Genomic DNA, 12,701 nt, shown 5'->3' with positions numbered 1-12,701 from the left:
AGCGGTGGCGAAAATTGCGTTACCATTGCCACCCAACACTCGGGGCAGCAGGCCGATCCCTTTTATGAAGGAGCGTGGCTGGCCATCGCGTCGAGCGCCTCGGAGATCAATGCGGCGACGACCGTCTGGCCAAGCGCATCGGCCTCCGCCAGAGCATCCTCGAGATGCTCGCGAAGCCGCTGATCGGGATTGAGCATCCGTTGGGGCATTTCCGAGATGTATCACCGGCAACGTTTGACATCACGAATGGATGTCGCCGTTTACCTCAAAAAAAAACCACACAGTCCGTCGTGAATTATAGGTCCCGGTAATAGAAGATCTCAGCCTCGTCGGCGGGACGCAATCCCATGATCTTTCCGGCCGGCTGCCAGTTCGTCAGCGTCAGCAGACCGACCGCCGCGACATTGTCGGCGCCGGTCGAGATGAAAATTCTACCGTCCAAAACCGAATGCAGCGCCGCGATGAGCGACTGCGCGATGCCGTGGCGGCGATAATCGGGATCGACGACCAGCTTGTTCACGTAATCCTTGCCGATGCAGCCGCCGGTCTGCCACGCGACATAGCCGGCGATGACGCCGTCCACTTCGGCCACCAGCATCCGGCGGTCGACGATCTCCACGATCCGGTCTCCGGGGAAGGAATCGAACGCCATCAACCGGGACAGGTCGTAAGGCTCGGCGGCTCGGATCGCGGTCATGGTCTCTCCTTGCTGCAACCGATCGCTAGATCAAGGTCGGCAGCTCGAAGGGCAGAACGGCCATTCCGGCCGGAAGTCGCACGAGTTGCTGTAGATCATACAAATTCCCGGTCGGGCGCCTCTACCGTGCGCGAACGAGTTGCCTCGACGCAGTTCGCGCGGATAAGCTGCCGTCATGGAAAACACCGCACCGCAACTCGACCTGTTCACCCGCCTCGAAATCGCGATCGAGGAACGCAACGAAGCCGCCGAAGCCTTCGACGTCTTCAAGCAGGATGCCGTGATGGCCCACGCTCCGGCCGCTGGCGAAGAGCCGGCCGTGACGAGCGAGGACGCCGCCGATGCCGCCGCGGGCGAAGTCGACGACTTCAACGCGGAGGTGAACGGGCTGCTCCAGGATGCAACGGACGCGGAGCTTGCGGCCGCGTACGAACAGTCCGGCGGCGAGGTCGGCAACCCGGTCGCGGAGGCGCTGTTGGGCGAGATCAAGCGCCGCGAAGGTCGCGCCTGACCGCATCGAACGTCGCTCCACCAGCGCTGAATCCACCAGCGCTGAATCCAAATCCGGCACCGCAACGTATCTGTGACATCGCTGCGGCGTCGGCGTTCCCTCGCCGACCCCGGCGGTGCTCGTCGATCGAGCTGCCGAGGCGGTCGGCCTACCTTGTTTTCACAGCATGTTTTCGAGGTAGGCCGGCCGCTGCGCGCCGTTCTTCGCGCCGTTCTCAGCGAGCGTCTCGAGGCCCCCAAGTGCGCAGCGCGAGGCACACCAGCCAGATCAATGCGATAGCGCTTTCCACCGCTCGCCCGACCGCCTAAGCCGCGCGCATCCCCGGGGGGCCGCTCATGCGCGGCTGAGAGGTGGGCAGCAGCCCATGACCCGCTGAACCTGATCCGGCTTATACCGGCGTAGGGAGGGTCTGCGGCTGGCCCGTCGTCCCTCCGATTGGAGTGGACGTGACGTTTTTCAGTGCTGGTTTTCGTGTAATGTCCGCCGCGCGCGAGCGCAGGCTTTTGGGCCTGGTCGTAACAACCCTCGCCGCATCGTCGGCAGGCGCGCAGGTGGCCGACCCGGTCGAACCCGCAGAAATCCGCGTGGTCGGCAAGCAGGACCCAGCCGGCTTGCTCCCCGACCAGAAGGTTCCGCGCGCGCAAAGTGCGATCTCCGCCGACTTCATCGTCAAGCAGGCACCGACGCTCAACGCGTTCCAGCTCGTCACGCTGCTGCCCGGCGCGAACGTCGCATCGAGCGACCCGTACGGCCTGTCGACCAGCTCCAGCCTGACGCTGCGCGGTCTCGGCCAGGACGAGATCGGCGTGCTGATGGAAGGCGCGCCGCAGAACGACATCGGCTATTATTACGCCTACCCGTCGCAGTTCGCCGACCCCGAGAACCTCAAGCGCATCTCGCTCGCCCAAGGCTCGGTCGATATCGACTCCCCCACGCTCGGCGGGGCTGGCGGGCTGTTATCGCTCGCGCTCGACGATCCGAAGGCGCGTCCCGGCGCGCTGGTCGACTTGTCGCTCGGCAGCTACGCGGCGCGGCGCGGGTTCGTCCGGATCGATAGCGGGACGATCGGCAATACCGGGTTGAAGGCCTTCCTTTCCTATTCGAACACGCGCGCTGACAATTGGCGGGGTGCCGGTTTCGACACGCGCCAGCACATCGACGCCAAGATCCTCAACGAATGGGGCGCCGGCAACCGCGCCAGCCTCGCGCTCTCCTACAACGACGCGAACTCGTCGAGCTACCCAAGCCCGACGCTCGCCGAGTGGAACGCGCAGGGCCGCGATTTCAATTTCGACGAGCGCTACACGGCGGGGAACACCAACTATTGGCGCCTGTACCGCGCGCCGTTCCGCAACCTCTACGCCTCCGCGCCGGTCCATCTGGCGCTGACCGATCGGCTTGCACTCGACACCACCACCTATCTCCAGTTCGGCTATGGCAACTCGCCCTACGGCACACAGCTGACCACCGAAGGAAACTTCCTCGGCACCGAAGAACTGGCCCAGCCGATCGCGCTGCCCGGCGCAGTCGACGGCGTCGCGACCGTGCTTGGCAATTACACCGGCGACCAGATGCGGACCGGCAACGTCAGCAAGCTCACGTTCAAGACAGGCGTGCACACGCTCACCGCCGGACTCTGGTTCGACTACGGCACCGATCGCGTCACGCAATCCTACACGTCGATCGACGCCGAGGGGCAGCCGGTCGATCGCTGGGGTTACCGCGCAAAGGCGATCCGCACCGCCGATGGCCGCCTGCTCGCCTATGAGAACCAGCGCACCGTCACCGTGACGAAGGGCTTCTTCCTCGCCGACAGGATCGCGCTGACGCCGCGGCTGACGATCGACGCCGGGTTCAAGGGCGTGAACGTGCTGCGCAACGGCCGCACCTATTTGCCCGGACCACAGGACAAGGTGCGCAACGACAGCTTCGCCGCATTGCCGCGCGCCGCGATCCACTACCGGCTCGACGATCGCCAACAGCTGTTCGCCAACATCACCACCAACTTCCGCACGCCCAACGAGTTCACGCTCTACAACAGCTATTACGGCGGCGAAGTCGTCGTACGGGGCACCGACGCGCTCAAGAACGAATATTCTGTCTCGCAGGAGATCGGCTATCGCTTCATCGGCGAACAGCTCTCCGCCTCGGTGACCGGCTTCCACTACAAGTTCCGCAACCGCCAGTTGGCGACCGTGCTCGACCAGGGCGGCGCGCAGGTGAACGCGACGATCAACGCCGGTGGCCAATCCTCGTACGGCGTCGATGCGGAGATCGACTACCGCCCGGTCGCAGGGGTCAGCCTGTACCTCTCGGGCGAATATCTGCGCGCGCGGATCGACGCCGACCTGCCCGTCGGCGCGGACTTCCTGCCGACCCGCGGCAAGCATGCGGTATCCAGTCCCACCGTCCAGTTCGGTGCGGGCGGGATCTACGACGACGGCCGCTTCTTCGGCAGCGTCGCGTCGAAATATATCGGCCGGCAATATGCGAGCTTCATGAACGACGAGCGCATCAAGGGCTATGCGACGCTCGATCTGTCGGTCGGCATGCACCTCGCCGACTGGCTCGACGGCAAGCGCACCGATCTGCGCGTCAACGCGATCAACGTCACCGATCCGCACGTCCTTGCCGGCGTCCAGTCGGTCAGCACCAACGCGCAGGACACGATCGGCCGCAACGGGACCGTCATCGCCGGCTCGCCGCCCGCCTATTATGTCGGCAGCGGCGCAGCGGTCATGGCGACGATCTCTCGGGCGTTCTGAGGTGGCATCGCAGCTGAAGCATCTCGTCCACGGCATGGGCACGACGCTGGAGGCGCCGACCTGGCCCGCCATCGCTGCAGACGAGGCCAAGGCCGTGCTCGCGCATTTTTCGGCGGCGGGGCGGATGACCGGGCTGCACTGGCATTCCCCGCGACCGTTCTCCGCCGCCACGCTGGTACACACGACGAACGGCGCGTTCCTGTTGAAGCGCCACCATCACCTTGTCCGCACGGTCGAGGGGTTAGCCGAGGAACACGGATTCATCGCGCATCTCGCCGGCGCAGGCGTGTCGGTGCCCGATGTGATGGCTACCGATGAGGGCGCGACCGCCGTCGCGATCGGTCCGTGGTCGTACGAACTGCACCGTCAGGCTGCGGGCGACGACCTGTACCGCGACCGGCTGTCGTGGACGCCGTTCCTGTCGCTCGACCACGCCCATGCCGCCGGCGTGGCGCTGGCGAAACTGCACGTCGCCGCGCGCGGGTTCGATGCGCCAGCGCGGCGCCAACAACCCCTGGTCTCGAGTTTCGCGATACTCCCCGCCGCCGATCCCCTGACGGCCGCGAGCGCATACGTTACCGCCCGCCCGGCGCTGGCTGCGTTCCTCGCGGACCGGCCGTGGCAGGCGCAAGTCGCCCGGCTGTTCGGGCAAGCCGATCACGACCTGTCGTCGCTCCTCGCAGACCAAGCGCCTTTGTGGACACATAACGACTGGCACCCGTCCAACCTGCTGTGGACGCGAGAGGGCGCAGTGCGGACCGTGTTCGACTTCGGCTTGGCCGATCGCACGACTGCCGTTCACGATATCGCGACGGCGATCGAGCGGACGGCGGTGCGGTGGCTGGACCTGGGGCAGGGGGCGGACGATGCGATCGCCGATTCCGAGACGGCGCTGGCGCTGGTGGCAGGCTATGCCACCGTCCTGCCGCTGAACCCTGCGGAGATCGCTGCGATCGTGTCCCTGTTGCCGCTGGTCCATGTCGAATTCGCGCTGTCGGAGGCCGACTACTTTACCGCCGTCGTGGCGGATACCGCGTCCGCCGCCATGGCCTGGGACGGGTATCTGATCGACCATGCCGCGTGGTTCTTCTCAGCCCCGGGTCAGGATTTCCTGCGTCGGATCGCGCGGTCATGACACCGTTCGAGATCGTCGCGGTCGTCGTCAGTTTTGCCGGGATATGGCTGACCGCCAAGCGCAACATGCTGTGCTGGCCGATCAATTTCGTCGCGTGTGCGCTCTATTTCAAGCTGTTCCTCGACGTGCGGTTGTACGCGGACATGGTGCTTCAGGCGTTCTTCGCGATCGCCATCGTCTACGGCTGGCTGGCCTGGGCGCGGGGCAAGGACGATAGCGGCGATGTCGTCGTCGAGCCGTTGCGGCCATCGCGCGCGCTCGCCGGTCTCGGCGCGGGTGCGGTCGGGGCGTTCGCGATCGGCTGGTTCATGAGCCACTATACCGACGCTGCCTTGCCATGGGCCGACGCGACGCTCAGCAGTTTCAGCCTCGTCGCGCAATATTGGGTCGCGCGGCGGCATGCGGCGAACTGGTTGCTGTGGATCGTGGTCGACGTCCTGTATGTCGGGATGTTCGCGTACAAGGGACTGGTGCTCACCGCCGGTCTTTACGCGGCGATGGTCGTGCTGGCCGTGATCGGATATCGGCGCTGGCAGGCGCGCACTCCCGGATAGTGCGCGCGAGACGGAGAGCGAGCGTTGGCGGAAAAGGCAAAGGCAAAGGCAGAGGCAAAGGACTGGGACGGCGACGCGGTCCGCAAATGGCTAGACGCGCGCGTCGTCGCCGCACGATCCGAGCAGGTCGTCGCCGAGCGTGGCGGTCGGGAACTACAGGATGACTGCGACAAGGCCTCCGCCGAGGAGATGGTCTGTTCGCTGATGAACCGGAAGGGGGTGGCGGACACCCAGGCCGCGTTTGCCGCCGCACTTGCCGCCATATTGGAGCGCGACGAATATATCTGGCGTGGCGTCTACAACGACACGCGCTTCGACCGCCACGTGCGCTCCTACGCCAGGAAGCTGGTCAAGATGGCGAAGACGAACACGGGGTTCGAGAACGTCGCCCACTATCAATAGGCAGCGACATCAATAGGCCCGACAGGGCGGCTCGCTCGATGGTGAGCGGGCCGCCCTTTGGAGATTAGCGACGGTCGAAGTCGAACCAGCCGCGCTTCGTGCCATCGTTATTATAGGCCGGACGCGCCGACGATGCCGCGACCGGGCGCGTGCTGGGCGTCGTGAAGATCGATCGGTCCTCGACCGGCGCGCGGGTCGTGGTCACGCGCGCGACCGGCGTCACCGGAGCGGCGACCGGCGCCACCGGGGTCGCCTTCACGAGGCGTGCATTCTCATGCTCGGCTTCGACAGCGCGCTTTTCCGCGGCGGTGGCGCGGATGTCGGCATCCTTCTTGGCGGCCGCGTGTGCGTCACGTTCGGCGAGATAGCGCGCCTTCCACTTCTTGCCGCCGGGATGGCTCGCCAATCCGAACAGCCAACCGGCGATGAAGATCAGCGCGAGCGCGGCGAACTGCGTGGGCGTGGAAAACAACGGCATCTGGAAACCCTCCTGTTACGGGGGCTCAACGATCCGGTCGCGTTGCGGTTGCCTTAGCTCTTCACCAGGGCGTCAGCTCTTTAGCAGTGCGTAGGAGAGCGCCTTGACGCGCTTGGCCATCGGATCGCGGACCGTGGTCGTCGCATAGATCGCGATCATCACGGCGAACGCGGCGACGCCCGACAGGATCGTCGCGACCCAGAGTATGTCGATCCCGAGCAGGGTAGGTCCGGCGGTCTCGCCCATCGTCAGTCCCTCAGATTTCGAAGCTGATCATCTTCGACATGATGAAGGCGCCGATCGCCATCCACACCATGGCGCCCATGCCGATCAGGATCAGGCGCTCGTCGACGAAGAACCGCTGCATGTAGGAGCCGTTGATGAACCAGATCAGCGCGAACACGAGGAACGGCAGCGCGCCGATGATGTAGGCGGACGCCTTCATCTGGCCGCGCATGCGCAGCACGTCGGCGAGGTTCGCCAGCGTCTCGCGCTGGATCGCGATGGTGATGACGAAGAACTGGAATTCGGGGACGTCGAGCCGGTCCGCGGTTTCTTGGAGCGCCGCGTCCATCGTCTGGCGGATCTTCATCTTGTCGCTGACCGATCGGAACTCCTCGCCGACCGGGCCGTCGAGTTCCTGGCCGACGACGGCGATCGTCTCGCTGATCGGCAAACCGGACCGCAACCCCCGCACACCTTCCTTGCCGCGCATCAGATCGTTGGGGTTGGCGATCATCGCCGCAAGATTGCTGTTGATCGCGCAGCCGAAGTCGGATGACGTGTGGGCTTCGAAAACGTTGGTCGAATTAAGCGACCAGTCCGGGCGGCGGGGCATCTGCGCTCGCGTCCGGCTGACTACCACGCGCATCGATCCGGGCGTGACGGCGGCGGGTGTGACCGGCGCGTCGTCGCTCAGCAATAGGCCGTAGGTTGCGACCACCGCGGCGACGTCGCCGTGCGCTTTAGGGCCTTCGCCCGCGGGGTCGTCGATCGCGACGCGGTCGCCATAGCCGAGCCACATCGCGTTCATCCAACCGGCAAGGCGTTGCTGTTCACCCGCTGCCAGCGCTCCGCCCGACACGCCGAGATCGATTGCATAGCCGGATCGGCTGACGACCGGTTGATGGACCGATTGAAGTCCGCGGTTCCCGATGCCCATGCCGCCACCGAGCAACAGCGCGGGCATGAGGGACGCTAACAGAATCGACTTGGTGATCATCGGAATTCCTTGATGCGTTGTTCGCGAACGGCAGGGCAGGGCCCGACTCAATTCGATAAACCTGGCGCGGGGATGGCGCCCTTCCTTGTCTTGGCGCCTTCACCGGTAGTCGGGGCTGCGGCCGTATCGTCCTCGTTGCGACGCGTATTGCCATGCAGCATTGGCATGACGGGGGCGGTGGCACCGATCGACGGCGAGACATGGGACGGCCGTGCGATCGTCGGCACCGGTCGCTTGCCGCCGCCGCTGGCGCTCAGCGTGACCAGCAGCACGCGGTCGATATCGGTCGGCGCCCGTGCACCGTCGTCTCGGCGCGGCGCGTCGTAAGGCCGGGCACGCGCGTACCACTGAGCGTGATCGCGTTGGCGTAACCGAGTTGCGACACTTCGGGACGTACCCGAGGGGAATTGCAGCCATCCGACAATACCCTCGGCGGGTAGGCAAGGCTGATGCCGTATTGCTTGTACTCGACCGATATCGTGCCGAGCGCCTGCGTCAGCGGAATCGGAATTTCGCCGCGTGCGAGGAAGGTGCCCGTCTTGCCCGACAGCGCGGTAAGATTCGGATTGGCGAGTGTCGTCACCTGACCGAGTGTTTCGCCAAGACCGATCGCGCCGAGCACGTCCATGCCCAGCAGACGCCCTGCTAGACCAACGGTCAAGCCGATCGCCGCTTTGGCAGGAAAGCCGAAGAGAGTGTTGCCGGGGAATGCGCCGTTGGCATCTACCGGGGCATTGGGGGCATTGATGACGCGGGCACGATCGTGATGGTGCCCTGGCGACCCTGCGCGATGTTGAAGAGGAAGTTGCCCGAACTCCGCCTTGTCAGGTTCACCCCGATGTTCTTGACAAAGTTTCGCGTGACCTCGGCGACGCGCACTTGGAGGTTCACCTGCAGAGGTGTCGCCGTCTTAGTCGCGACACAACCTTGGTCGAATCGCCGACGAACGCCTGCACCAGCCGCTCGGCTTCGGCGGCGTCCTCGGGCGCGGCGACCGTGCCGGTGAGTAGGGTCAGCCCGTTCATCGGCGTTGCGACGACCTGCGCTTCGGGCATTGCGAGCCCGAGCATCTGCTGCACAGAGTCGAGGTTGCTGCCGACGCGGATGGTCGAGGCGTAGATGACTGCGCCGCCCTTTGCCGTCGCAGAGATTGTCGTCTCGCCGGTCTTTTTGCCGAATACGTAGAGTTGCGTCGGTGAGCGGACCTAGACGTCGGCGATCGTGTGTCAGCGACGAACAGGTCGCTAATCGGCCTCGCCAGCGTCACGAGACGGCAGCGACCGGTGTTGACCTGTACAACGGGCAGTCCTGAGGGAGCGGCCTGGGTGCAGGACCGGGCGAGTGCGGGGACGGAAGGGGCGGCGGTGGCTGCAGCAAGGGCGACCGCGAGCGGCCAACCGATTGGGCGCGTCGTGGAGATACGCATCCCAGTTCTTCCCCCGACCGGAACCATGGTCACAGCATTGCCGCGCGCGACGCGTGCGGCCGGCCTCTGCACCACGCGGGCGCCCCGCCGCCCGGCTGCGGCGCGCCCATCATCTGCATCAGACGATCATCTTGGTTGCTCGATGCTTTGCCGGGCACCGTGCTGCGCTGGTACCGCGAGATGTCCGCGCCGGTCTGATAGCTGGATCCGCCGGAGATCGGCTGGCTGGCAACGCGTACCAACATCGCCTTCTCCGCTTTCGGATCGGTGCCGTCGGGCAGCTTCACCGCGCCCGACGCGATCGCCTCTTCGAGTTCGGCCGAGTTGTCCGCGATAGACCGCAGCGACAGCGACAGCGAGCCGCGTGTCTGCGCAAGTGCGACTTGTTCAGCCATCTTTGGCGTCGCTTCGATCGTCACGTTGGAGAACGTCTTGACCTCGGTCTTGCCGTCCGATCCGACCAGATTGTCGGTCCGCTGATCGGTCGCCAGCACGCGCATGTTGCGCATGATCGTCTCCGACACTTTCAGCGGATCGCCGTCGCCGCCGCCCCTTACCTCCTGCGTCAGGACAAGGTCGATGCGGTTGCCGGGAAACACGAATCCGGCGAATGCGCCCTGCGCCGACACGGGACCGTTACCGCGCGCATGCCGGGTCCGAGCGCGGCGGCAAGGAACCCACGATCGCCGGGCTTCACCAGTCCACCCTGCGTTACCGACTGTCCTGCTGTGATGATGCTGCGCACAACCGTGCCCTGAAGCGACTTCAGGTCGGTTTTGTCGCGGAAGTAATAGGCGTTGTCTACCAGCTCCTTTGGCCAGGGTTGGAATTTCAGCGCCGTCGCGTCGAGAATCGTGCCGACCGGTAGCGAACGGGTCGCGACCAGCACTTCGGGGCCGTCGACGACAGGGGCGGCGATAACGACCGCGCCCGCCTGCGGTGTGGAGCTGCCAGCGATCAGCGTTCTGGCAAAGAGCGCCGTAACGGCCGCTACAATAAGCGCTCCGAACAGCAAAATGATCTTGCGTGTATCCATGACTAGATCGTGCCTTTCAGGCGCCAAGAATGTATCTTACCGTTAATCATCACTGAACCTGGTTAAGGAGCGGTTCTCGGAGCGCGAGAAGGCCGTCGATTGCTATCGCGACGCCGTAGGGAACCTCGATTTTGCCTTCGTTAAGCTTGACGCGCAAAGACGACGAGCGCCACACCGATCTGAAGAGCCATGTCCGGCCATCGATCTAGCGCGCTCGCATACCACCAGACCGGCGCCAGCAGCGCGACCGCCGCAGTCTTGCAGTTTGCGATCTCGCGCGTCCGTGCGTCCTAAATGCCCGCTGAGAGCAGTAGGCTGCCGAGCACCAGAATCAAAATTGGAAGCAATGTTCCATCCCATCGGCTAGGTCCTAACGGACATGGCTTTCGAAAAAGTAACCGTCCCTGGAGAATTTCGAATGGTAGCAAGGGCTTGCGCATGACGGGCGACACAGCCTCGGTACGGCGAACGATCCCGGACGACGCGCCCATCGGCTATTGGATCGCCCCCGACGGCTGGAAGCTGCGGCGATTCGACTGGCCGGCATGGGCGCCGCGTGGTCGGATACTGTTCCAGACGGGGCGTGGCGATATCTTCGAGAAATATCTTGAGACGTTCGCGCACCTGCATACGGAGGGCTGGTCGGTAACCGCGTTCGACTGGCGCGGCCAGGGCGGCTCTGGGCGCTTGTCGAGCGATCCGCACGTCGGCCATGCGAGCGACTATGGCGTTTTCGATGCCGACCTCGCCGCTTTCTGGGCAGACTGGAGCGCGGAGGCGGAGGCCGGAGGGGTACCACGCGTGGTGCTCGGCCATTCGATGGGCGGGATGATGGTAATGCGCGCGCTTGCCGCTCGCGTGATCGCCCCCGATGCGGCGATCCTCGTCGCGCCAATGATCGGATTCAAAGCACCGTTCGGGCCAGCGTTCAGCGCCCGGATCGCGCGGTGGATTGCGGGTCGCGGCGACCCTGCGCGGGCGGCATGGCGCAGCAACGAGCGGCCGGGATCGGTCGCCTCGCGCCAGTCGCTGCTGACGCATGACGCCGATCGCTACAGCGACGAGGGATGGTGGCAGGCGACGTATCCCGAACTCGTGCTGGGGCCGCCGAGCTGGGCATGGCTTGCCGAGGGGTTCGCGGGCGCAGCGGCGCTCGCCAACGATCCGCGGGTGGAGTCAGTCGAGACGCCCCGTGCTGATGCTGATCGCGGAGGCCGACAAGCTGGTCGATCCGCGTGCGGCGCTGCGGCTCGCGGCGCGGATGCCCGCTGCGCAGGTCGTCCGCTTTGGTCCGGAGTCCGCGCATGAGATCCTGCGCGAGGCCGATGGAGTACGAAATCGCGCGCTGTCGGCGATCGACTCGTTCCTGACTGCGCGCAGAGGCGCACGATGACGCGCGTGTACGACGTCGCGATCGTTGGCGCGGGGATGGCGGGGGCGAGCCTTGCTGCGGCGATCGGGTCGCGGGTGCGTGTGCTCGTTCTCGAAGCGGAAGATGCACCGGGCTATCACGCGACGGGGCGCTCGGCCGCCTTCTGGTCGGAGACCTATGGCGGGCCGGATATTCAGCCGCTGACCACGGCATCCGGGCCGTTGTTGCGCGCAGGCGGGCATCTCGCGCCACTCGGTTCGCTGCACATCGGCCGCACGGAGGACGAAGCGGCGATGGACCTGTTCCTCTCCGAGTTTGCCGATAGCGAGGTCCGTCTGGACCGAGTCGATCCCGCCGCTTTCGTGCCCGGACTGCGTTCCGAATGGACGCTCGGCGTACAAGAGGCAAGCTGCGCCTATATCGACGTCGCGGCGCTCCATGCCGAAAGCATCGCTATCGCGCGGCGTAGCGGTGCGGTCTTCGTCACCGATGCCGCGTTTGCGGGGGCGGGACGGGCCGACGGGGTGTGGACGATCGAGACGAAGGCGGGCGCATTCCGGGCGCGTACGATCGTCAATGCGGCTGGCGCGTGGGCGGACGCGGTCGCGGCGCGGGTCGGCGTGCGTCCGCTCGGGTTGCAAGCGTATCGCCGGACGATGGCGCAACTCCGCACTGATCCCGGCGCGCCCGAGGGCATGCCGCATATCGCCGACCTCGGCGGGCGCTTCTATTTTAAGCCCGAGCCCGGCGGTCGACTGTGGCTGAGCCCGCATGACGAAACGCCGACAGAGCCGTGCGACGCCGCACCCGAGGAAATCGACGTCGCCATCGCGATCGCTCGGTTCGAGCAGGTCGTCGACTGGCGAGTCGCTGCCGTCGAGCGACGCTGGGCTGGATTGCGCACGTTCGCGTCCGATCGCCTGCCGATCTATGGTTTCGATCGGGACGTGCCCGGCTTCTTCTGGTGTGCGGGGCAGGGCGGCTTCGGCATCCAGACCGCCCCCGCGGCTGCGTTGCTAGCCACCAGCCTGCTCCTCGGCATCAATCCCGACCCTTCGGTCGCAGCGATCGACGTCGCACGCTATTCGCCCGCGCGGTTCTAG

The 12,701-nt window shown here is 65.6% G+C and carries 14 protein-coding genes, 2 pseudogenes and 1 riboswitch; of the genes and pseudogenes, 7 read left to right on the top strand and 9 right to left on the bottom strand.

Annotated elements, in window-relative coordinates; genetic code table 11:
- Nucleotides 1-62 precede the first annotated feature (62 nt).
- Both QFZ54_RS09590 and QFZ54_RS09585 read right to left on the bottom strand, forming a co-directional pair.
- The gene (locus QFZ54_RS09590; RefSeq protein ID WP_307086682.1) at nucleotides 63-197 is read right to left on the bottom strand and encodes a hypothetical protein; all 135 of its coding nucleotides are present in this window, start codon (nucleotides 195-197) and stop codon (nucleotides 63-65) included.
- Between the two features lie 98 nt (nucleotides 198-295).
- A complete protein-coding gene (locus tag QFZ54_RS09585; protein WP_307086680.1) occupies nucleotides 296-697 on the bottom strand; it encodes a GNAT family N-acetyltransferase in 402 nt (133 codons plus the stop codon).
- Nucleotides 698-872: 175 nt separating this feature from the next.
- Here QFZ54_RS09585 and QFZ54_RS09580 point away from each other — a divergent pair, with 175 nt between their 5' ends.
- The 5 genes from QFZ54_RS09580 to QFZ54_RS09560 all read left to right on the top strand — a co-directional run bounded on the left by QFZ54_RS09580 (nucleotide 873) and on the right by QFZ54_RS09560 (nucleotide 6,064).
- Complete coding sequence (locus QFZ54_RS09580; RefSeq protein ID WP_307086679.1) at nucleotides 873-1,208, top strand: hypothetical protein; 336 nt, start codon at nucleotides 873-875, stop codon at nucleotides 1,206-1,208.
- Nucleotides 1,209-1,520: 312 nt separating this feature from the next.
- A riboswitch (TPP riboswitch) is annotated at nucleotides 1,521-1,630 on the top strand.
- A gap of 54 nt (nucleotides 1,631-1,684) precedes the next feature.
- Nucleotides 1,685-3,973: a TonB-dependent receptor gene (locus tag QFZ54_RS09575; protein WP_307089357.1), complete on the top strand. Its 2,289-nt coding sequence runs from the start codon at nucleotides 1,685-1,687 to the stop codon at nucleotides 3,971-3,973.
- A gap of 1 nt (nucleotide 3,974) precedes the next feature.
- Nucleotides 3,975-5,108 (top strand): phosphotransferase enzyme family protein, encoded by a 1,134-nt coding sequence (locus QFZ54_RS09570; protein ID WP_307086676.1) that lies wholly within the window; start codon nucleotides 3,975-3,977, stop codon nucleotides 5,106-5,108.
- Nucleotides 5,105-5,662, top strand: a complete 558-nt coding sequence (gene pnuC / locus QFZ54_RS09565; protein ID WP_307086673.1) for a nicotinamide riboside transporter PnuC — start codon at nucleotides 5,105-5,107, stop codon at nucleotides 5,660-5,662. Before QFZ54_RS09570 ends, pnuC begins: the two co-directional genes overlap by 4 nt.
- A 24-nt stretch (nucleotides 5,663-5,686) precedes the next feature.
- The gene (locus QFZ54_RS09560; RefSeq protein ID WP_307086671.1) at nucleotides 5,687-6,064 is read left to right on the top strand and encodes a hypothetical protein; all 378 of its coding nucleotides are present in this window, start codon (nucleotides 5,687-5,689) and stop codon (nucleotides 6,062-6,064) included.
- 64 nt (nucleotides 6,065-6,128) lie between these two features.
- Here QFZ54_RS09560 and QFZ54_RS09555 read toward each other — a convergent pair whose 3' ends face one another.
- The 7 genes and pseudogenes from QFZ54_RS09555 to cpaB form a co-directional block, all read right to left on the bottom strand.
- Nucleotides 6,129-6,542 (bottom strand): hypothetical protein, encoded by a 414-nt coding sequence (locus QFZ54_RS09555; RefSeq protein ID WP_307086669.1) that lies wholly within the window; start codon nucleotides 6,540-6,542, stop codon nucleotides 6,129-6,131.
- 93 nt (nucleotides 6,543-6,635) lie between these two features.
- A pseudogene (locus QFZ54_RS09550) lies at nucleotides 6,636-6,788 on the bottom strand (type II secretion system F family protein); the annotation flags it as partial.
- A gap of 10 nt (nucleotides 6,789-6,798) precedes the next feature.
- Nucleotides 6,799-7,764, bottom strand: a complete 966-nt coding sequence (locus QFZ54_RS09545) for a CpaD family pilus assembly lipoprotein (RefSeq protein ID WP_307086668.1) — start codon at nucleotides 7,762-7,764, stop codon at nucleotides 6,799-6,801.
- 47 nt (nucleotides 7,765-7,811) lie between these two features.
- On the bottom strand, nucleotides 7,812-8,036 hold the full coding sequence (locus QFZ54_RS09540) for a hypothetical protein (protein ID WP_307086666.1): 225 nt from the start codon (nucleotides 8,034-8,036) through the stop codon (nucleotides 7,812-7,814).
- Entirely contained in the window at nucleotides 8,018-8,425 is a 408-nt protein-coding gene (locus tag QFZ54_RS09535; RefSeq protein ID WP_307086663.1) for a hypothetical protein, read from the bottom strand. The genes QFZ54_RS09540 and QFZ54_RS09535 overlap by 19 nt, the downstream gene beginning before the upstream one ends.
- Before the next feature lie 226 nt (nucleotides 8,426-8,651).
- Nucleotides 8,652-8,834 (bottom strand): hypothetical protein, encoded by a 183-nt coding sequence (locus QFZ54_RS09530; protein ID WP_307089545.1) that lies wholly within the window; start codon nucleotides 8,832-8,834, stop codon nucleotides 8,652-8,654.
- A 362-nt stretch (nucleotides 8,835-9,196) separates the two neighbouring features.
- A pseudogene (gene cpaB, locus QFZ54_RS09525) lies at nucleotides 9,197-10,226 on the bottom strand (Flp pilus assembly protein CpaB); the annotation flags it as partial.
- Between the two features lie 438 nt (nucleotides 10,227-10,664).
- Here cpaB and QFZ54_RS09520 point away from each other — a divergent pair.
- Both QFZ54_RS09520 and QFZ54_RS09515 read left to right on the top strand, forming a co-directional pair.
- Nucleotides 10,665-11,534, top strand: coding sequence for an alpha/beta fold hydrolase (locus QFZ54_RS09520; protein ID WP_307086661.1), 870 nt, complete (start codon nucleotides 10,665-10,667; stop codon nucleotides 11,532-11,534).
- Nucleotides 11,535-11,615: 81 nt separating this feature from the next.
- Nucleotides 11,616-12,701 (top strand): NAD(P)/FAD-dependent oxidoreductase, encoded by a 1,086-nt coding sequence (locus QFZ54_RS09515; protein ID WP_307086659.1) that lies wholly within the window; start codon nucleotides 11,616-11,618, stop codon nucleotides 12,699-12,701.

It is taken from the genome of Sphingomonas faeni, assembly GCF_030817315.1.
GTDB classification, from domain to species: domain Bacteria; phylum Pseudomonadota; class Alphaproteobacteria; order Sphingomonadales; family Sphingomonadaceae; genus Sphingomonas; species Sphingomonas faeni_C.
Note: the sequence above shows the minus strand (reverse complement) of the source record. Positions and strands in the feature narration are given on the sequence as shown.

Coding starts and splice junctions, on each gene's coding strand:
- QFZ54_RS09580 (WP_307086679.1), top strand. CDS start 873: ATGGAAAACACCGCACCGCAACTCGACCTGTTCACCCGCCTCGAAATC.
- QFZ54_RS09515 (WP_307086659.1), top strand. CDS start 11,616: ATGACGCGCGTGTACGACGTCGCGATCGTTGGCGCGGGGATGGCGGGG.
- QFZ54_RS09585 (WP_307086680.1), bottom strand. CDS start 697: ATGACCGCGATCCGAGCCGCCGAGCCTTACGACCTGTCCCGGTTGATG.
- QFZ54_RS09530 (WP_307089545.1), bottom strand. CDS start 8,834: ATGCTCGGGCTCGCAATGCCCGAAGCGCAGGTCGTCGCAACGCCGATG.
- QFZ54_RS09555 (WP_307086669.1), bottom strand. CDS start 6,542: ATGCCGTTGTTTTCCACGCCCACGCAGTTCGCCGCGCTCGCGCTGATC.
- QFZ54_RS09545 (WP_307086668.1), bottom strand. CDS start 7,764: ATGATCACCAAGTCGATTCTGTTAGCGTCCCTCATGCCCGCGCTGTTG.
- QFZ54_RS09590 (WP_307086682.1), bottom strand. CDS start 197: ATGCTCAATCCCGATCAGCGGCTTCGCGAGCATCTCGAGGATGCTCTG.
- QFZ54_RS09520 (WP_307086661.1), top strand. CDS start 10,665: ATGACGGGCGACACAGCCTCGGTACGGCGAACGATCCCGGACGACGCG.
- pnuC (WP_307086673.1), top strand. CDS start 5,105: ATGACACCGTTCGAGATCGTCGCGGTCGTCGTCAGTTTTGCCGGGATA.
- QFZ54_RS09575 (WP_307089357.1), top strand. CDS start 1,685: ATGTCCGCCGCGCGCGAGCGCAGGCTTTTGGGCCTGGTCGTAACAACC.